Origin of the sequence: Pseudarthrobacter scleromae (assembly GCF_014644515.1) — a bacterium.
GTDB classification, from domain to species: Bacteria; Actinomycetota; Actinomycetes; order Actinomycetales; family Micrococcaceae; genus Arthrobacter; species Arthrobacter scleromae.
Map to the genome: position 1 here is coordinate 940,807 of NZ_BMKV01000001.1, position 15,293 is coordinate 956,099.

The following is a 15,293-nucleotide window of genomic DNA, read 5'->3' on the forward strand; positions in this document are numbered from 1 at the left end:
CTGACGGCGCAGAGGCGCCAGATGACCGTACGGCCACAACAACCGGCGGGCTGCGCTGCGGGCCAGATACGTAAGCGCCGGTATAATTGCCTTGTTACCGGGTTGCGCGCATCGGGAGGAGGGACGATGCGCACGACATGAACGAGCCCGGAATTGAACTCACCCGTTTCACCAGCCAACACGCACGTAGCCGGCCCCGCCGCAGGAGAGTTGCCCTCGCCTCCGGCACCGGCCACAGCCGCCGCTGCTCCACCCGCCCCGGGAAAAACCCCGGCAGCCTCCCGCGGCCGCTTCGCCAGGCTTCCCCTTCTTGCCGGCCGCGCCTTTATACCCCTCGGCCTGTTTGCGCGGCTGCCGCTGGCCATGCTGACGGTGGGAACACTGACCCTGGTCACGTCAGCCAGTGGCTCGTACGCGCTCGGAGGGATGGCGGCAGGCGCCGTGGGTATCGGTGCAGCCGTGGGCGCGCCGGTTCTGGGGTCCCTTGCCGACCGGCGGGGACAGCGCCCCGTGCTCCTGATCGCTGCGCTCCTGAACAGCATTGCCGTGGTGGCCCTGATCCTGGCTGTGTGGGCCACCGCGGAATCCCCGGGTGTCCCCGCAGCGGTCCTTGTCGCCTCCTTCGTCTCCGGTGCCAGCTGCCCCCAGGTGGGTCCGCTCGCCAGGGTCCGATGGATGGCCCTGGCCGCCCATGGCTCGGCCACGGACCAAACACGGGACCTGGACACCGCCCTTTCCTACGAAAGCACCGCAGATGAGGTGACCTTTGTCCTGGGCCCCGCCCTGGTGGGAATCCTGGCCAGCCTGCTGGCGCCCTGGCTGCCGCTCGCAGTGGCGGTTGCACTGACCATCACCCTCGTTCCCGCCTTTGCGGTACACCGGACGCACCGGGCAATTCCGCCCAGCAGGCCCGCCAGGGGTGGGCAGGTGCCGGCCGGTCCACAGCCACGGGCCGCAAGGCTCCCGGCGGCGGTAGCCCTGCCCGTGTTCGCCATGGTGTGCATGGGGACGTTCTTCGGTTCCACCCAGACCGCCCTGAGTTCTTTCTCGGCAGGGTTTGCAGGCTCTGAGGCAGCCGGCCTGCTGTATGCCGTCATGGGGCTGAGCTCGGCGGTGGCCGCACTGTCCGTTGCGTACTGGCCGCAGAGCTTCGGCCTGGCCCGGCGCTGGGTACTGTGCGCCGCGCTGATGGCTGCGCTGTCCCTGTTGCTGCTCCTGCCGTCTTCAATGCCCGCGATGGTGGCGGCGCTGCTGATCCTGGGCCTCCCGGTGGGCCCGGTCATGGTCACGGTTTTCGCTGTTGGCGGGACTGTGGCTCCTGCGGGCCGTCGGGGGACCGTGATGACGGCTCTGGCCAGCGGCATCGTGGCGGGCACGGCTCTGGGGTCTTCCCTGGGCGGCCACCTTGCCGAAACCCACGGCTACGCGGCGGCCTTCCTTGTCCCGGTCTGCGCAGCGTCGGGGCTGGCGCTGCTGGGAGCGGGAGCCGCCGTCGTTCTTCGTCGGAAGCCCTAGGCCAGCTGCCGTTCAATCCTTGCCGCGCTCTCAACCAGCGCGGCTCCCACCGCCGCGGGATCACGGGATGAGCGGATATAGACGACCGCCAGCGCAGCAGGGCGGCCGCCGGGAACCCTGACAGGCGCGGCCAGGGAGGAAACTCCCGCAATGACCTCATCGTGGCTGGCCGAATAGCCGTTGCGGCGGGCTTCGGCAGCCTCGGGGCGGTAGGGGATGCCCGTGGCCAGCCGGTCCCATTCCGCCTCGGTGAGCGCGGACTGGATGGCGATCCCGGGCGCGCCGGCGTTGATGGGGTGGCGGGTGCCGGGATGCTGCGCCACAGTGGCACCGGAATGCCGGGGCTCCACCGTGAGCAGGGTGATGCAGTCATGGTGGTCCCAGACCGCGACGAAGGCCGTCATATCCAGGGCATTGGCCAACTGCGTCAGTTCCGGCAGTGCGGCAGCCTGCAGGTTGCGGGAAACGCCGCGCGCGAGGACCGCAAGCCCGGGCCCCGGCTGGACCCGGCCGGCGTCGTCACGCACCAGGAGTGAATGGTCCTCCAGGGTACGGAGGATCCGGTAGGCCACCGAGCGGTGCACGCCCATGGCATCCGCCAGTTCCGCGATGGTGAGCGGCCCGGGCGCTGCCGCCAAGATCTCCAGGGCACGGATTCCCCGCGACAGGGTCTGGGAGGGGGAAGCCTGCGCCGGCGCTGCTCCGGCCTGGGCTGCGGCGGTGGGATTCATGGTGTCCATCCTAGGTTGCGGGTATGGGCGACGCCCCGAGACCGGGCCGGTTACCCGGGTTCGCGTCCTGAATAAGAAACGGCATTCCAAATATAGAACTCGGGCGTCGGGGAGTCCACGGGCGCCGGATTCCGGGCAGCGGGCGCCATGGAGAGGCAAGCCTCTTCTGCCAACCGCGCAAGAAAGTTCCGGAAGGCCGTGTTCCGCCTCACATTTTCGGTGTACCCTACTAACTAACTGACCGTTCTGTCGGTAATCCTGAAGGCGTCCCGGCAGCACTGCTGCCTTGAACAATGGAGTTTCAATGACCACACCTTCCAAGGTGGACACACTCGCCGGTCCCAGCTCCCGGCGGGAGGAACGCAAGGTCCTCGCCGGCACCCTCGTCGGTACCACCATCGAGTGGTACGACTTCTTCATCTTCGCGCAACTGACGGCAACGCTGCTGTCACCGCTGTTCCTGGCACCGCTGAACGAGTCCGACCCCGGCCTGGCGCAGATCCTCTCGTTTGCCCTGATCGGCATCAGCTTCCTCTTCCGGCCCCTCGGTGCCGTGGTGGCCGGGCACCTGGGCGACCGCCTGGGACGCAAGGCAGTCCTTGTGATGACCCTGGTGATGATGGGTGCTGCCACCGCCTTGATCGGCATGCTGCCGACCTACGCCCAGATCGGCGCGTGGGCCCCAATTATGCTGATCCTCCTCCGCATCCTCCAGGGGTTCTCTGCAGGAGGCGAATGGGGCGGCGCGGCCCTGATGGCGGTGGAACACGCACCCCTCAACAAGCGTGGCCTGTTCGGCGCCTACCCGCAGATTGGCGTGCCGATCGGCATGATCCTGGCCACCGGGCTGCTCTTCCTGCTCAACACCAGCATGTCGCGGGAAGATTTCACCTCATGGGGCTGGCGGGTGCCTTTCCTTCTCTCCATTGTCCTCATCGTTGTTGGTTACCTGATTCGTCGCGCCGTGGCCGAAAGCCCGGTCTTCCAGGAAATGGCAGCACGGAAGAAGGAAAGCAAGGCCCCGTTGGGAGAACTGATCCGCAACCACAAGAAGCCGGTCCTGTACTCCACCATGATCTTCATTGGCAACAATGCCGCCGGTTACCTGCTGATCGCCTTCTTCATTGCCTACGCCACCCGGACGCTGCAGATGCCAACGCCCCAGGTTCTCCTGGCCACCACGCTTGCCTCCTTCGGCTGGCTGATCTTCACCCTGGCGGGCGGCTGGATATCGGACCGGATCGGCAGGGTCAAGACCTTCCTGACCGGGTACGCCATCATCTTTGCCTGGATGATTCCCATGTTCGCCCTGATCGATACCAGGAACATCTGGCTGTACGGACTGGCGCTGTTTGTCCTCACCATTGGGCTCGGACTGTCCTACGGACCGATGTCCGCAATGTACGCCGAGATGTTCCCGGCCAACGTGCGCTACTCGGGAATCTCCATCGGCTACGCGTTCGGCGCCATCCTGGGCGGCGCGTTCGCAGCGACCATCGCTGAGACCCTGCTGCAGGCCACCAAGTGGACAGGCTCCATCGGCATCTACATCATGATCCTGTGCGTCATCTCCGCCGTTGGTGTGGTCCTGGCCAAGGAAACCAAGGGGCGGCCGCTCGGCGTCAGCCACCACTAATCCCCACCGTCCCCCTGACCTCGCTTCGCTTCAGCCAGGGAACCCGGACGGCGGGGGCCCACCACCGTCCCCCTGACCTCGCTTCGCTCAGTCAGGGAACCCGGACGGCGGGGGCCCACCACCGTCCCCCTGACCTGGCTTCGCTCAGTCAGGGAACCCGGACGGCGGGGGCCCACCACCGTCCCCCTGACCTGGCTTCGCTTCAGCCAGGGAACCCGGACGGCGGGGGCCCACCACCGTCCCCCTGACCTCGCTTCGCTTCAGCCAGGGAACCCGGACGGCGGGGGCCCACCACCGTCCCCCTGACCTCGCTTCGCTCAGTCAGGGAACCCGGACGGCGGGGGCCCACCACCGTCCCCCTGACCTCGCTTCGCTTCAGTCAGAGAACCCGGACGGCGTGGGCCCACCACCGCTCAGTGCAGGACGACGACGGGCCGGACCATGGCGGTCCGGCCCGCTTCGCCGTCTGGGCGCCTGTGCCGTGGCGGCTCGTCCCCTATGCCGTACTGCGAAAAGAAGAGGCCCGCGGCGCTACTGCTCCAGGATGCTGATCGCTTCGTCGTCGGACAGCTGGTCAAAGTGCCGGTAAAAGCTGCCCACCGCCCGGAACTTGCCTGGCAGGTGGAGGCACAGCACGGCGTCGCAGACCCGTTCCACGGATGCCTCCGCCTCCACGGAGCCCACCGGGGCGGCCGCCACGACGGTGGCCGCCCCGCCCTCACGCACTGCTTCTACCGCTGCCCTCATGGTGGCGCCGGTGGCCAGCCCGTCGTCGACCAGGAGGACGGTCTTTCCCGCAACGTCCAGGTCCGCTCCGGGATAGATCTCCACGCGGCGGAGCAGCTCGGCCCGCTCCCGCTGTTCCACCGCGTCCAGCCACTCCTGGTGCACGCCGTGTTCGAGGACCCGGTCCAGCAGCGGTTTGTTGATCAGCCGGACGGTGCGGCCCCGCACCCACGCAAGCGCCCCGTAGGCCGTTTCTTCGTGGCCGGGAATCCCCAGCTTCCGGACCAGGACTGTTCCGAGGGGCAGGTAGAGGGCTTTGGCGACGGCGGCCGCTACCGGGATACCGCCCCGGGCCAGGCCCAGGACCACTGTGTCCGGCCGCTCCCGAAACTGCGTGAGCACAGCAGCGAGCCGTTCACCGGCGTCCGTACGGTCTTCGAAAATCGTGCCCATCAGTCCCTCCAGGCTCGTCCAGCCTAAAGTTCAGCCTACCGTTTGCGGGGACGGCGGGCGCCTCCAGAGACCGGCAAAATCCACTGAAGAACCGTCTCCGGAACGGGCCGGAATAAAGAAGCCCTCAGCCAGGTTCCTGGCCCGCCAGGAACCTGACGGCCGCCTGCTTGAATGCCCTGCTGGTGACGGCGTTTGTGTGGTTACGGCCGGGAAGGATCAACTGTTCAGCCGTCCCGCCCGCCTTCCGCGCCAGCTCAGCAAGCTGCGGCAGGCTGCCGGCCCGTTCGTCCTTGTCACCGGCCACCAGGAGCATGGGGACGTGGGGCACGGCTTCTGCAGGGTCGTAGGGTTCGGCTTTGACGGCCTCCACCAGGGAGAGCAGCGCGAAGATGTTGTTGCTGGGCAGCAGCAGCGCCATCTTGAGCAGCTGGGCCGTGGATTCGTCCGCGATCGGCGTGCCGTCGGCCAGGTAGTCCTGTGCGGCCCGGAGATCGAACTCCGCCAAAGGATCGGAGATGTTGGGACCGCCCAGGACGAGGCGGTGCGTGATTTCCGGCTGGGTTGCGCCGAACTCCCAGGCGAGCCGGGAACCCAGCGAGTACCCCACCACGTCAAGGCCGCTGGAAGGTTCCCCCTCCTGCAAAGGCCGAACGCCGGCGTCGAACGCTGTTTGCAGCAGGTCCGCCCGGATCCTGCTGGGGGAGTACGAATCCAGGTCTTCCGGCGCGCCGCTGCGGCCGTGTCCGGGCAGGTCCACCGTGATGACGCGCCGCCCGGCATCGAGAAGTGCTGCCACCCACCCGGTGTCCTCCCAGTTGAGCTTGCTCGACGAAGAGAAGCCGTGCACCAGCAGGACGGGGCGAAGGCCGGCGTCAGCGGCGGGCTCGTGCACCGCCACGTAGAGCTGCGGGTCCGTGCCCTCCACGGTATGCGTCTGCTGTTGGCCGCTGTGCCTGCCGCTCATGGTGTCAGTCCTCATCAACTACGGCGCCCGGACAGGCCCGGCGCTTCGGTGCCTCTTGCTTTTGGACGTTACTCTACCTGCCGGACCGCTGCGTGAGCCGGGCGCCCAGCGCACAGGCCAGAGCGATGCCCGCGATGAGCGCAAATGTGCTGAACAGCTGGATGCGGCTGCCTTCAGCGCTGAATCCCACGGCAAAAATGACGGCCAGGAGCACAAGTCCCAGGATGGTCAGGCCGGGGAAGCCCTTCATCCGCAGGGGCAGGGGCGTGCCGGCGCGGTCAGCTCGGCGCCGTAGGATCAGCTGCGACACGAGGGCGCTTCCCCACACCACCAGGCAGGTGGACCCCACCAGCTGGAACAGCGCCGGCAGGATCCGTTCGGGAAAAAGGAGTTCCAGGACGGTGGCGATGAATCCGAACGCCACCGAGACCCCGACGGCCAGCATAGGCACGTTCGCGCCGTAAAGCCGCGTCAGGAAGCGGGGCGCGGCCGAGCGCTGTGCGAGGGAGTAGGCCATGCGTGAGGCCCCGTAGAGGTTGGCGTTCAGTGCGGACAGGAGTGCGACGACGGCCACCAGGGTGATGGCCGTGCCGGCACCGGGGATCCGGGCGGCGTCCAGGACGCCGGCGAAGGGTGAGGACAGGCTCTGGGAGGTTGCCGGCAGGACAGCGGCGATGACGAAGACGGAGCCGATGTAGAAGACCAGGATGCGCCACACCACAGTGCGGATGGCTTTGGCCACGCTTCGCTCCGGGTTTTCGGTCTCCGCTGCCGCCACGGACACGATCTCCGTACCGCCGAACGCAAAGATGACCACAAAGAGCGCCGAGGCGATGCCGCCAAGGCCCGCCGGGGCGAAATCAGCGGTGAGGTTGGAGAGCCCCGGCGAGGCGACGTCCGGCAGCAGGCCCAGGAGCAGGGCGGCGCCTACCGCAAGGAACAGCACGATCGCAGCCACCTTGAGGATGGCGAACCAGAACTCGAACTCCCCGAAGTTCCTTACTCCGGCAAGGTTGATGCCGGTGAAGACCACCATGAACACCAGCGACAGGGCCCAGACCGGAACGGCGGGCCAGACGGAGAAGAGGAGGGCGGCTGCGCCGAGGGCTTCGGCGGCGATGACCACCACGAGCTGGAGCCACCACAGCCAGCCGATAGTGGCTCCGGCAGTTTTGCCCAGGGCGCGTTCGGCATAGACGGAGAAGGCTCCGCTGTTGGGGTTCGCGGCTGCCATCTCTCCCAGCGCCCACATGACCAGGATGATGAGGGTGCCGGCCACCAGGTAAGAAATGAGGACCGCCGGGCCGGCGGCCTGCACACCGGCGCCTGAACCCAGGAAGAGCCCGGCACCGATGGCGCTGCCCAGCCCCATCATGGTCAGCTGCCGGGGCTTCATGCTGTGGACGGGGTGCAGGCGGCGTCCTTCGGGACGTGCTGTGGTGGACTTCGTCGTCATAATGCCGTGAACCTTCTTGGGGTCTGGATGGTGGCTCCTTGTGGGACCACTTGAATTTACCGTCTACGTCGCGCCGGCGGTATTCGGCGCAGGGGAGCGCGCAGGGCGAGTGGTCGGTGGACAGCCGTAGCGGCCGGACAGAAACATTTGGCATTTTCCCAGCAGGTGCCCGTACAATTAGTTTTGGTCAAACTGACTATAACTAGACAGGGCGCCTTGCCGACGAAGCGCCCCTGCTGCCAGGAAGGCGGTGGAACATGTACTCCAGCTCTGCAAACGTGTCGGAGCGCCAGGCGGCACCCCCCTCCCTGGCCATCTCCACCGTCATCTTTGCCCTCCGGCCCAGCGAAAGCTCCGGCCGGCCCACGCTCTGGCTGCCTTTGGTCCGCCGGATCAGGGAGCCCTTCAAGGGGCTCTGGGCGCTCCCGGGCGGACCGCTCAGCCACGCGGAATCCCTCCAGGACGCCGCATCCCGGAACCTAAGGGAGACCACCGGGCTCGCCCCCAGCTACCTGGAACAGCTGTATGCATTTGGTGGGTTGCACCGCTCACCCACCCAGCGGGTGGTATCGATCGTGTACTGGGCCCTGGTCCAGCCGACCGAAGCCGCGCTCGCCGATGAGTCGGAAAACGTCCGATGGTTCCGGGCGGACCGGCTGGGGGAGCTGGCCTTCGACCACAACGCGATCGTGGATTACGCCCTCTGGAGGCTGCGCAACAAACTGGCCTACGGGTCCGTGGCCTACCACCTCCTGGGGGAGTACTTCACGCTGGCCCAGGTCCGCGAGGTCTATGAGGCCGTGCTGGACCGTGAGCTTGATCCGGCGAACTTCCGCAGGCAGCTGAAGTCCACCCCCGAAATAGAGGAAACCGGCGAGTACCTCCAGGGCGGCAAGCACCGCCCCCCACGCCTCTACCGCTTTACCGGCCGGCCCGGCCTTGACCCAGACAACAGGAGCACACTATGAGCAGCGTCAACACAGCAATCCAGCTGATCACGCGCGAGCAGGCGGAGCAAGGCGCGACGGCGAAAGGCAGCACCTGCAGCCCCGCCCTGGCCAAGGGCCCGTGGGACTACGACCTCGCCGAGGCGCTCGCCGGAATCCCCGCCTATGGTCCCGGAGCCTCCAGCGCAGACGTTGCGCCGGCCGCCACCCCGCGCCAGGGCCAGCTGCCGGAGGAATACAAGCTCGCCAGCGACGCTGAGCTGGGCGAACGCATCCTCGCGGCAAAGGCTGCCCTCGGTGACCGTGCCGTCATCCTGGGGCACTTCTACCAGCGGGACGAAGTGATCCAGTACGCCGACTTCGTGGGCGACTCCTTCCAACTGGCCAACGCGGCACTCACCAGGCCGGACGCGGAAGCGATCGTCTTCTGCGGCGTCCACTTCATGGCGGAAACCGCTGACATCCTTTCCGCGCCCGAACAGGCAGTCATCCTCCCCAACCTGGCGGCCGGCTGCTCCATGGCGGACATGGCCGACGCCGACTCCGTAGCCGAGTGCTGGGAGCAGCTTGAGGAGATCTTCGGCACCGAGCCCGACGCCGAGGGCCGGGTTCCGGTCCTCCCCGTTACCTACATGAATTCCTCCGCAGCCCTGAAGGCGTTCTGCGGTGAGCACGGCGGCATCGTCTGCACGTCCTCCAACGCCAGGACCGTGCTTGAGTGGGCGTTCCAGCGAGCCCAGCGCGTGCTGTTCTTCCCTGACCAGCACCTGGGCCGCAATACCGCCAAAGCCCTCGGCGTGCCGCTGGAGCAGATGCCCATGTGGAACCCGCGCAGGGAGCTGGGCGGTAACGACGCGCAGGCTCTGCTCGATTCCCGGGTGATCCTGTGGCACGGATTCTGCTCGGTGCACAAGCGCTTCAACGTGGGGCAGATCGAGAAGGCCAGGAAAGACTTCCCGGGCGTCCAGGTGATTGTCCACCCCGAGTGCCCCATGGAGGTGGTGGATGCCGCCGACTCTGCCGGCTCCACCGACTTCATCAAGAAGGCCATCGCGGCTGCCACGGAGCCAACCACCTTCGCGATCGGCACCGAAATCAACATGGTGAACCGGCTGGCAGCGGAATATCCGCAGCACACCATCTTCTGCCTGGACCCCGTGATCTGCCCCTGCTCCACCATGTACCGCATCCACCCGGGGTACCTGGCCTGGGTGCTGGAGGAGCTGGTGGCCGGCCGGGTGGTCAACCGCATCACCGTGGCAGAGTCCGTCCAGGACCATGCCCGGACCGCCCTCGAGCGTATGCTCGCCGCCAGGCCGTAATGTCCAGCCAGGCCAGAGTGTCCAGCGGGCCCGTGCTGCCGGCGGGCCGCCGGCTCGTCGTCGTGGGTAGCGGCATTGCCGGACTGTATGCGGCGCTGCTGGCTGCCGACGCCGGCGCGTCCGTGGTTCTCCTGACGAAAGGCGGACTGGACCACAGCAACACCTGGTACGCCCAGGGCGGGATCTCGGCCGTGCTGGATGAACCATCCCCGGGTGACACTGTTGCGGCCCACGTCACCGACACGCTCCAGGCCGGTGCCGGGCACTGCAACGCCGAGGCCGTCCGGCTGATGTGCACGGAGGCCCGGAGTGACATCGCCGGACTGCAGCGGTTCGGCGTGCGTTTCGACGTGGAGACGGACGGGGACCCGGCGCTGGGGCTGGAGGCCGCCCACTCCGCGCCGCGCATCCTCCACGCCGGCGGCGACGCCACGGGCGCGAAGGTGGCCGGCGCGCTCATCCAGGCTGTGCTTTCCCGGCAGGCGGCAGGTGTCCTGACGGTCATCACCGGCGCCCACGCCACCGCCCTCCTGCACGACGGCGGCACGGTCACCGGAGTGGAATTCCTGCAGGACGGGAAGAGGGCAGCACTGCACGGGGACGCCGTCCTGCTGGCAACGGGAGGTGCCGGCAGGCTGTTCGCCCAGACCACCAACCCGGCAGTCGCCACCGCCGACGGCCTGGCGCTCGCAGTCCGCGCCGGAGCCAGGACAGCCGACCTGGAGTTCTTCCAGTTCCACCCCACCTGCCTGGTCCGGCCAGCCGGTCCCGCCCCAGGCGAGCCGCTGCTGATCTCCGAAGCTGTCCGCGGTGAAGGGGCGGTCCTTGTTGACGGCAACGGGAAGCGCTTCATGCGGGCTTACCATCCGGACGCAGAGCTTGCCCCGCGCGACGTGGTCTCCCGCAGCATAGCCTTGCACCTGGCCAAGCTCGGCGACCCCAACGGCCACGTGTACCTGGACGCCCGCGTCATCGAGGCAGCCAGGGGAGCCGGGTTCCTGGCACGGCGGTTCCCGACCCTCACCGAAAAGACCCTCGCGGCCGGTATCGACTGGACCCGGGACCTGGTCCCCGTGGCCCCGGCAGCCCACTACTGGATGGGCGGGGTCCTCACCGACCTCCACGCCAGGACCAGCATGCCCGGACTGTACGCCGCCGGGGAAGTCGCATGCACGGGCGTCCAAGGGGCAAACAGGCTGGCCAGCAACTCCCTCCTCGAGGGACTCGTCTTCGGCCGCCGCGCTGTTGAAGACTTCCTCTCCTCCTGTGCCGTCTCTGGTTGGGTGTCGCCTGACGGAGCTCCTCCGCGTACTAGCTCGGCCGCGGGCGGCCTCCCTTTGACGTACGCTTCCGGAGCCCCATCAGGCGACGAGGGAAGCGCACCTTCGAAGGGGTTTCCAACTGGGACGCCAGCTGAGCCAGCTGCTCCGGCCGGGAGCTGGCCGTCCAACTTCGGTGGGGGGAGTGAGCCGTTCTCGCGGGATGCTCTTCGGCGCTTGATGACTGCCAAGGCCGGGGTGCTGCGGAATGGGGTGCTGTTGCGGGAGGCGACGGAAACCCTTGACCGGTGGGCCGCCGTCGTTCTCCCCGGAACAGTAACCGCCGGGCCGGGCCCGCGGGAGCATGAGGACCGCAACCTGCTGCTCGCTGCGCAGCTGCTCGTGGCTGCCGCCCGGGAGCGGACTGCCTCCCTGGGCGCCCATTACCGGAGCGACAGCCCTGCAGATGCCGCCGGCATCGCTGATGAACTCCAAGAACACTCCCGCCTGCGCCCGAAAGCGAGCCTTGTCCGTGACTGAAAACTCCGTAATCGCACCCGTGCCAGCCAGGGCCGTTGGCCTGGACCACGCCCTGCCGGCGGCTCCCGTCCGGGAGATCCTGGAGCGCGCCTTCGCCGAAGACGCCCCGGCGGGGGACATCACCTCCCAGCTGCTCATTCCCGCCGATGCCCGCGCCACGGCGGTCCTGAACGCCCGCGTGCCCGGCGTCTTCAGCGGTGCCACCGTCTTCCGGGACGCCATGCAGCTGGTGGACCCCGGCACCACGGTGGATCTGCTGCTGGCGGACGGGGAAAGGTTCGACGCCGGCACCCACCTTGCGCGGGTCAGCGGACGGGCACGCGCGGTCCTGCTCGCCGAGCGTGTGGCCCTCAACCTGGTCCAGCGCATGTCAGCGATCGCCACCAGGACCGCGGAGTTCGTCCAGCTGGCCGAAGGGACACAGGCCCGGATCACCGACACCCGGAAAACCACCCCCGGCCTCCGGATCCTGGAACGGTTCGCCGTGCGGTGCGGGGGAGGCGCCAACCACCGGTACAGCCTCTCCGACGCAGTGCTGGCGAAGGACAACCACCTGGCCGTGATGACCGGAGGGGACCCCGCCAGGCTGACGGAGCTGCTCCTGGCGGCCAAAGCCCAGCTGGGACACACCACCCACTTCGAAGTCGAGGTGGACCGCATGGACCAGATCGAACCCGTCCTGGCAGCAGGCGTGGACACCATCATGCTGGACAACTTCACACTGGAGGAGCTCCGCCAGGGCGTTTCGCTGGTGGCCGGACGGGCCCGCGTGGAAGCAAGCGGCAACGTCAACCTCAGCTCGGTCGCGGGAATCGCCGCCACCGGCGTGGACGTCATCTCCGTCGGGGCGCTCACCCACACGGTGGCAGCCCTGGACCTTGGCCTGGACGTGGAACTGACAGCCGGGTAAGCCATGATTTTCCTTGATGCAGCCGCCACCACCCCGGTCCGCCGCGAGGTGCTGGAAGCCATGTGGCCATACCTGACCGGCGACTTCGGGAACCCCTCCAGCCACCACGCCCTGGGTGAATCAGCTGCCACGGCCCTCGCCGGTGCACGGGACTCAGTGGCGGCTGTCCTGGGCTGCCGGCCGGGAGAGGTGATCTTTACGTCCGGCGGGACTGAGGCGGACAACCTGGCCGTCAAGGGCATAGCCCTGGCGCGGCAGGCTGCCGGCCCGCAGCTTAACCGGGTGGTGATCAGCGCCGTCGAACATCCGGCAGTGGAGGAATCCGCACGGTACCTGGAACGCTTCCACGGATTCGCGGTGGACGTGGTCCCCGTGGACAGCACGGGGCTGGTGACGCCGGAAGCCCTCCGTGCGGTCCTGCGTCCGGAAACCGCGCTGGCCAGCATCATGTACGCCAACAATGAGGTGGGGACCGTACAGCCGGTGGCCGAGCTGGCTGCGGAGGCCCGGCATGCTGGGGTTCCCTTCCACACGGACGCGGTCCAGGCGGCGGGATGGCTGCCCCTGGACACCGGGACGCTGGGCATCGACGCCATGAGCATTTCGGGCCACAAGGTGGGGGCGCCCAAGGGCTGCGGCGTGCTCTTTGTCCGTGGCCGCACCAGGATCGAGCCGCTCATTCACGGCGGCGGCCAGGAACGGGGCCGCAGGTCCGGGACGGAAAACGTGGCAGGTGCCGTGGGCATGGCCACGGCGCTGACGCTTGCCCAGGCCCGCCAGGAGGAACAACGACGTCGTGTGGCGGCCCTGCGCGATGCCTTCATCAACGCAGTGCTCACCGGAGTGCCGGGCGCGGTCCTCACCGGGCATCCTTCCCGCCGGCTGCCGTCCGTGGCATCGTTCTGTTTCCCGGGAACCAGCGGCGAATCCGTGCTCCTGGAGCTGGAGCGGCAGGGCGTGGTGTGCTCCAGCGGATCAGCATGCGCAGCCGGGTCCGATGCCCCGTCGCCTGTCCTGACGGCGCTGGGCTATGAGGCTGAGGTTGCTCAGACAGCGGTCCGGTTCAGCTTCGATGCCGCGGTCACGGAGGAGGACCTCAACACCGCAGCGGGGGCAGTCCGCCACGCAGTGGAGAGCGTGCGGGCGCTCGGCGGCTAGCCATCCTCCACAAGGCTTTGGGGCTTGCTGCTGCCCTCAGCGGTCAGTACAGCTCGCCGACCGGGATTTCCACGGCCAGCCGGTTGGACGGACCCGGGAGGGGGCAGGCCCAGGCCTCGTTGTAGGCACAGGAGGGGTTGTAGGCGAAGTTGAAGTCCAGGACGAAGGCGGCGCCCGGACCCGTCCCACTGACCCCGTGGAACGCGCCCTTGATGGTGTCCAGCAGGTAGCGCCCGGCGCCGTAGGTTCCGCCGGGCTGCCCGGCGGTTGCGTCCCGGAACGGCACGAAGATGCCGCCGCCGTATCCCCGCAGCTTCCACACGGCGAGCTGCCCCATCTCGGGGAGGTCGAACGTGCCAAGGCGGACGAAGTTCACCACCCCGTCGGTTCCGGTTTCCACGCTCATCTCCCGCCCCGCACCCTCTTTGGTCAGCGGGACGTGGAAACGGTAGATGGGATCATAGTCAGCCGTCTTCAGGCCGGAGAAGCGCGCCTTGTCCGTTTCGGACAGCGCGGAGGCGGGGTGCGTGGCAAAAAGAAGGTCGCGCTGGTGCCGCCAGTAGGAATGCGCTTCTGCCGGGCTTTCCACGGACAGTTTGCGGACATTGTCGTACAAGGCAAAGGTCCGCAGCCGCCAGTCAGCAATGTCGACGGCGGAGATCCCCGCCACGTGATCTTCGGCTGCGCCGTGCTGGATGTCCGCCATAGCACCAGCCTAGTCCCCGGGGCCGGTGATGCCCTGCCGGCGGCGACACGCACTGCTGTTGCCCCGGCTCCGGCCGCCTTTGGCAGGCAGGAAACGCCGCCCTCGGTCAGGTCTTGCCGCTGCCCCGTCCCGTTAGGCTGGCTGCATGAGACGCATTGCATCGGCGGGGGTCCTGCTCGGGACCGCCGTGCTCCTGGCCGGCGCACTCCTTGCCGGCTGCTCCACCCCGTCAAACAGCGGGCCTGAGTGGACAGCGGAGCCCGGTGATTCCGGCGCCGCTGCCACCGCCACCGCTCCGCCGGAAGGGTCGGCATCGGCCGCGGCATCCCCAGGCGCCACGCCCGCCGCGTCCGGCTCCGCGACAGCCCAGCCTGCCGCCACAGCCTCCGCGTGGAAGACTTTCTCCGATCCGGCAAGAACCGTGATCTTCGAACTGCCGGAAACCTGGATAGCGCAATCGGTCCCACCTGAGGAGGGAACCCTGCCCGGTGCCTTGAAGATCGAAGTGAAAAAGCCGGACGGGACCTTCATGGCGGCGCTGCGGACGGGACTCCCGCCGTCGTCCGCCGACTGTCCCGAGGACGCCCGCCGGCCCTACACCGTGATCAGCAGCGTGCCTGTTGAACTGTCCGCCGCTGGCGGGGAAGGGACCATTCCGCCCAGGGTGGTGTTCCGGGCAATCCAGGGGTACCGGTTCTTCGGCTCCTACGGCATCACAAACGTGGTTGGCGGCCCCGACGGGCAGGCCTGCGAGCTGCGCAATATAGTCCGTGGGCCCGCGGACAAAGGTGACTACTCCTTCGGTGACCTGGTGTCCGTCAGGGCCTTTGCGCCCGATGAAAAAGTGGCGCCCGCCAAAGCATTCGACACCCTTGAGCAGGCCGCAAAGTACGCCGGCGAGAGTGCTGACTTCGCCAACGTCCAGCGGATGCTAATGTCTCTGGAGATCAAGAACTAGTCCCCGTTCCCT

General features: G+C 67.9%; 13 protein-coding genes. 8 read left to right on the forward strand and 5 right to left on the reverse strand.

Going from position 1 to position 15,293, the window contains the following annotated elements; genetic code table 11:
• The first annotated feature begins 210 nt into the window (after window positions 1–210).
• Complete coding sequence (locus IEX33_RS04410) at window positions 211–1,515, forward strand: MFS transporter (protein ID WP_188727935.1); 1,305 nt, start codon at window positions 211–213, stop codon at window positions 1,513–1,515.
• Here IEX33_RS04410 and IEX33_RS04415 read toward each other — a convergent pair.
• Window positions 1,512–2,246 carry an IclR family transcriptional regulator gene (locus tag IEX33_RS04415; RefSeq protein WP_188727937.1) on the reverse strand — a complete coding sequence of 245 codons (735 nt, stop codon included), beginning with the start codon at window positions 2,244–2,246 and terminating at the stop codon, window positions 1,512–1,514. The two genes, IEX33_RS04410 and IEX33_RS04415, sit on opposite strands and share 4 nt — an antisense overlap.
• Window positions 2,247–2,550: 304 nt before the next feature.
• Between IEX33_RS04415 and IEX33_RS04420 the strand changes: the two genes are divergently transcribed.
• Window positions 2,551–3,882 (forward strand): MFS transporter, encoded by a 1,332-nt coding sequence (locus IEX33_RS04420; protein WP_188727938.1) that lies wholly within the window; start codon window positions 2,551–2,553, stop codon window positions 3,880–3,882.
• A 531-nt stretch (window positions 3,883–4,413) separates the two neighbouring features.
• Here IEX33_RS04420 and IEX33_RS04425 read toward each other — a convergent pair.
• The 3 genes from IEX33_RS04425 to IEX33_RS04435 all read right to left on the reverse strand — a co-directional run bounded on the left by IEX33_RS04425 (window position 4,414) and on the right by IEX33_RS04435 (window position 7,481).
• Complete coding sequence (locus IEX33_RS04425) at window positions 4,414–5,061, reverse strand: phosphoribosyltransferase (RefSeq protein ID WP_188727940.1); 648 nt, start codon at window positions 5,059–5,061, stop codon at window positions 4,414–4,416.
• A 124-nt stretch (window positions 5,062–5,185) separates the two neighbouring features.
• Window positions 5,186–6,025: an alpha/beta fold hydrolase gene (locus IEX33_RS04430; RefSeq protein ID WP_188727942.1), complete on the reverse strand. Its 840-nt coding sequence runs from the start codon at window positions 6,023–6,025 to the stop codon at window positions 5,186–5,188.
• Window positions 6,026–6,098: 73 nt separating this feature from the next.
• Window positions 6,099–7,481 carry an amino acid permease gene (locus tag IEX33_RS04435; protein WP_104184876.1) on the reverse strand — a complete coding sequence of 461 codons (1,383 nt, stop codon included), beginning with the start codon at window positions 7,479–7,481 and terminating at the stop codon, window positions 6,099–6,101.
• A gap of 257 nt (window positions 7,482–7,738) precedes the next feature.
• On the opposite strand from IEX33_RS04435, the gene IEX33_RS04440 reads away from it, so the two are divergent.
• Genes IEX33_RS04440 through IEX33_RS04460 form a run of 5 tightly spaced genes read left to right on the forward strand, consistent with a single transcriptional unit; the run spans window position 7,739 to window position 13,617 of the window.
• The gene (locus tag IEX33_RS04440) at window positions 7,739–8,449 is read left to right on the forward strand and encodes an NUDIX hydrolase (RefSeq protein WP_174178087.1); all 711 of its coding nucleotides are present in this window, start codon (window positions 7,739–7,741) and stop codon (window positions 8,447–8,449) included.
• Window positions 8,446–9,750: a quinolinate synthase NadA gene (gene nadA / locus IEX33_RS04445; protein WP_188727944.1), complete on the forward strand. Its 1,305-nt coding sequence runs from the start codon at window positions 8,446–8,448 to the stop codon at window positions 9,748–9,750. The genes IEX33_RS04440 and nadA overlap by 4 nt, the downstream gene beginning before the upstream one ends.
• Entirely contained in the window at window positions 9,750–11,549 is a 1,800-nt protein-coding gene (nadB, locus tag IEX33_RS04450) for an L-aspartate oxidase (protein ID WP_188727948.1), read from the forward strand. Before nadA ends, nadB begins: the two co-directional genes overlap by 1 nt.
• Window positions 11,542–12,459 carry a carboxylating nicotinate-nucleotide diphosphorylase gene (nadC, locus tag IEX33_RS04455; RefSeq protein ID WP_229675220.1) on the forward strand — a complete coding sequence of 306 codons (918 nt, stop codon included), beginning with the start codon at window positions 11,542–11,544 and terminating at the stop codon, window positions 12,457–12,459. The genes nadB and nadC overlap by 8 nt, the downstream gene beginning before the upstream one ends.
• Before the next feature lie 3 nt (window positions 12,460–12,462).
• Window positions 12,463–13,617, forward strand: coding sequence for a cysteine desulfurase family protein (locus tag IEX33_RS04460; RefSeq protein ID WP_188727952.1), 1,155 nt, complete (start codon window positions 12,463–12,465; stop codon window positions 13,615–13,617).
• A 43-nt stretch (window positions 13,618–13,660) separates the two neighbouring features.
• On the opposite strand, the gene IEX33_RS04465 is transcribed toward IEX33_RS04460, so the two are convergent.
• Window positions 13,661–14,323, reverse strand: a complete 663-nt coding sequence (locus IEX33_RS04465; RefSeq protein ID WP_104184871.1) for a DUF1684 domain-containing protein — start codon at window positions 14,321–14,323, stop codon at window positions 13,661–13,663.
• Window positions 14,324–14,468: 145 nt separating this feature from the next.
• On the opposite strand from IEX33_RS04465, the gene IEX33_RS04470 reads away from it, so the two are divergent.
• On the forward strand, window positions 14,469–15,281 hold the full coding sequence (locus tag IEX33_RS04470) for a hypothetical protein (protein WP_188727954.1): 813 nt from the start codon (window positions 14,469–14,471) through the stop codon (window positions 15,279–15,281).
• Window positions 15,282–15,293 lie beyond the last annotated feature (12 nt).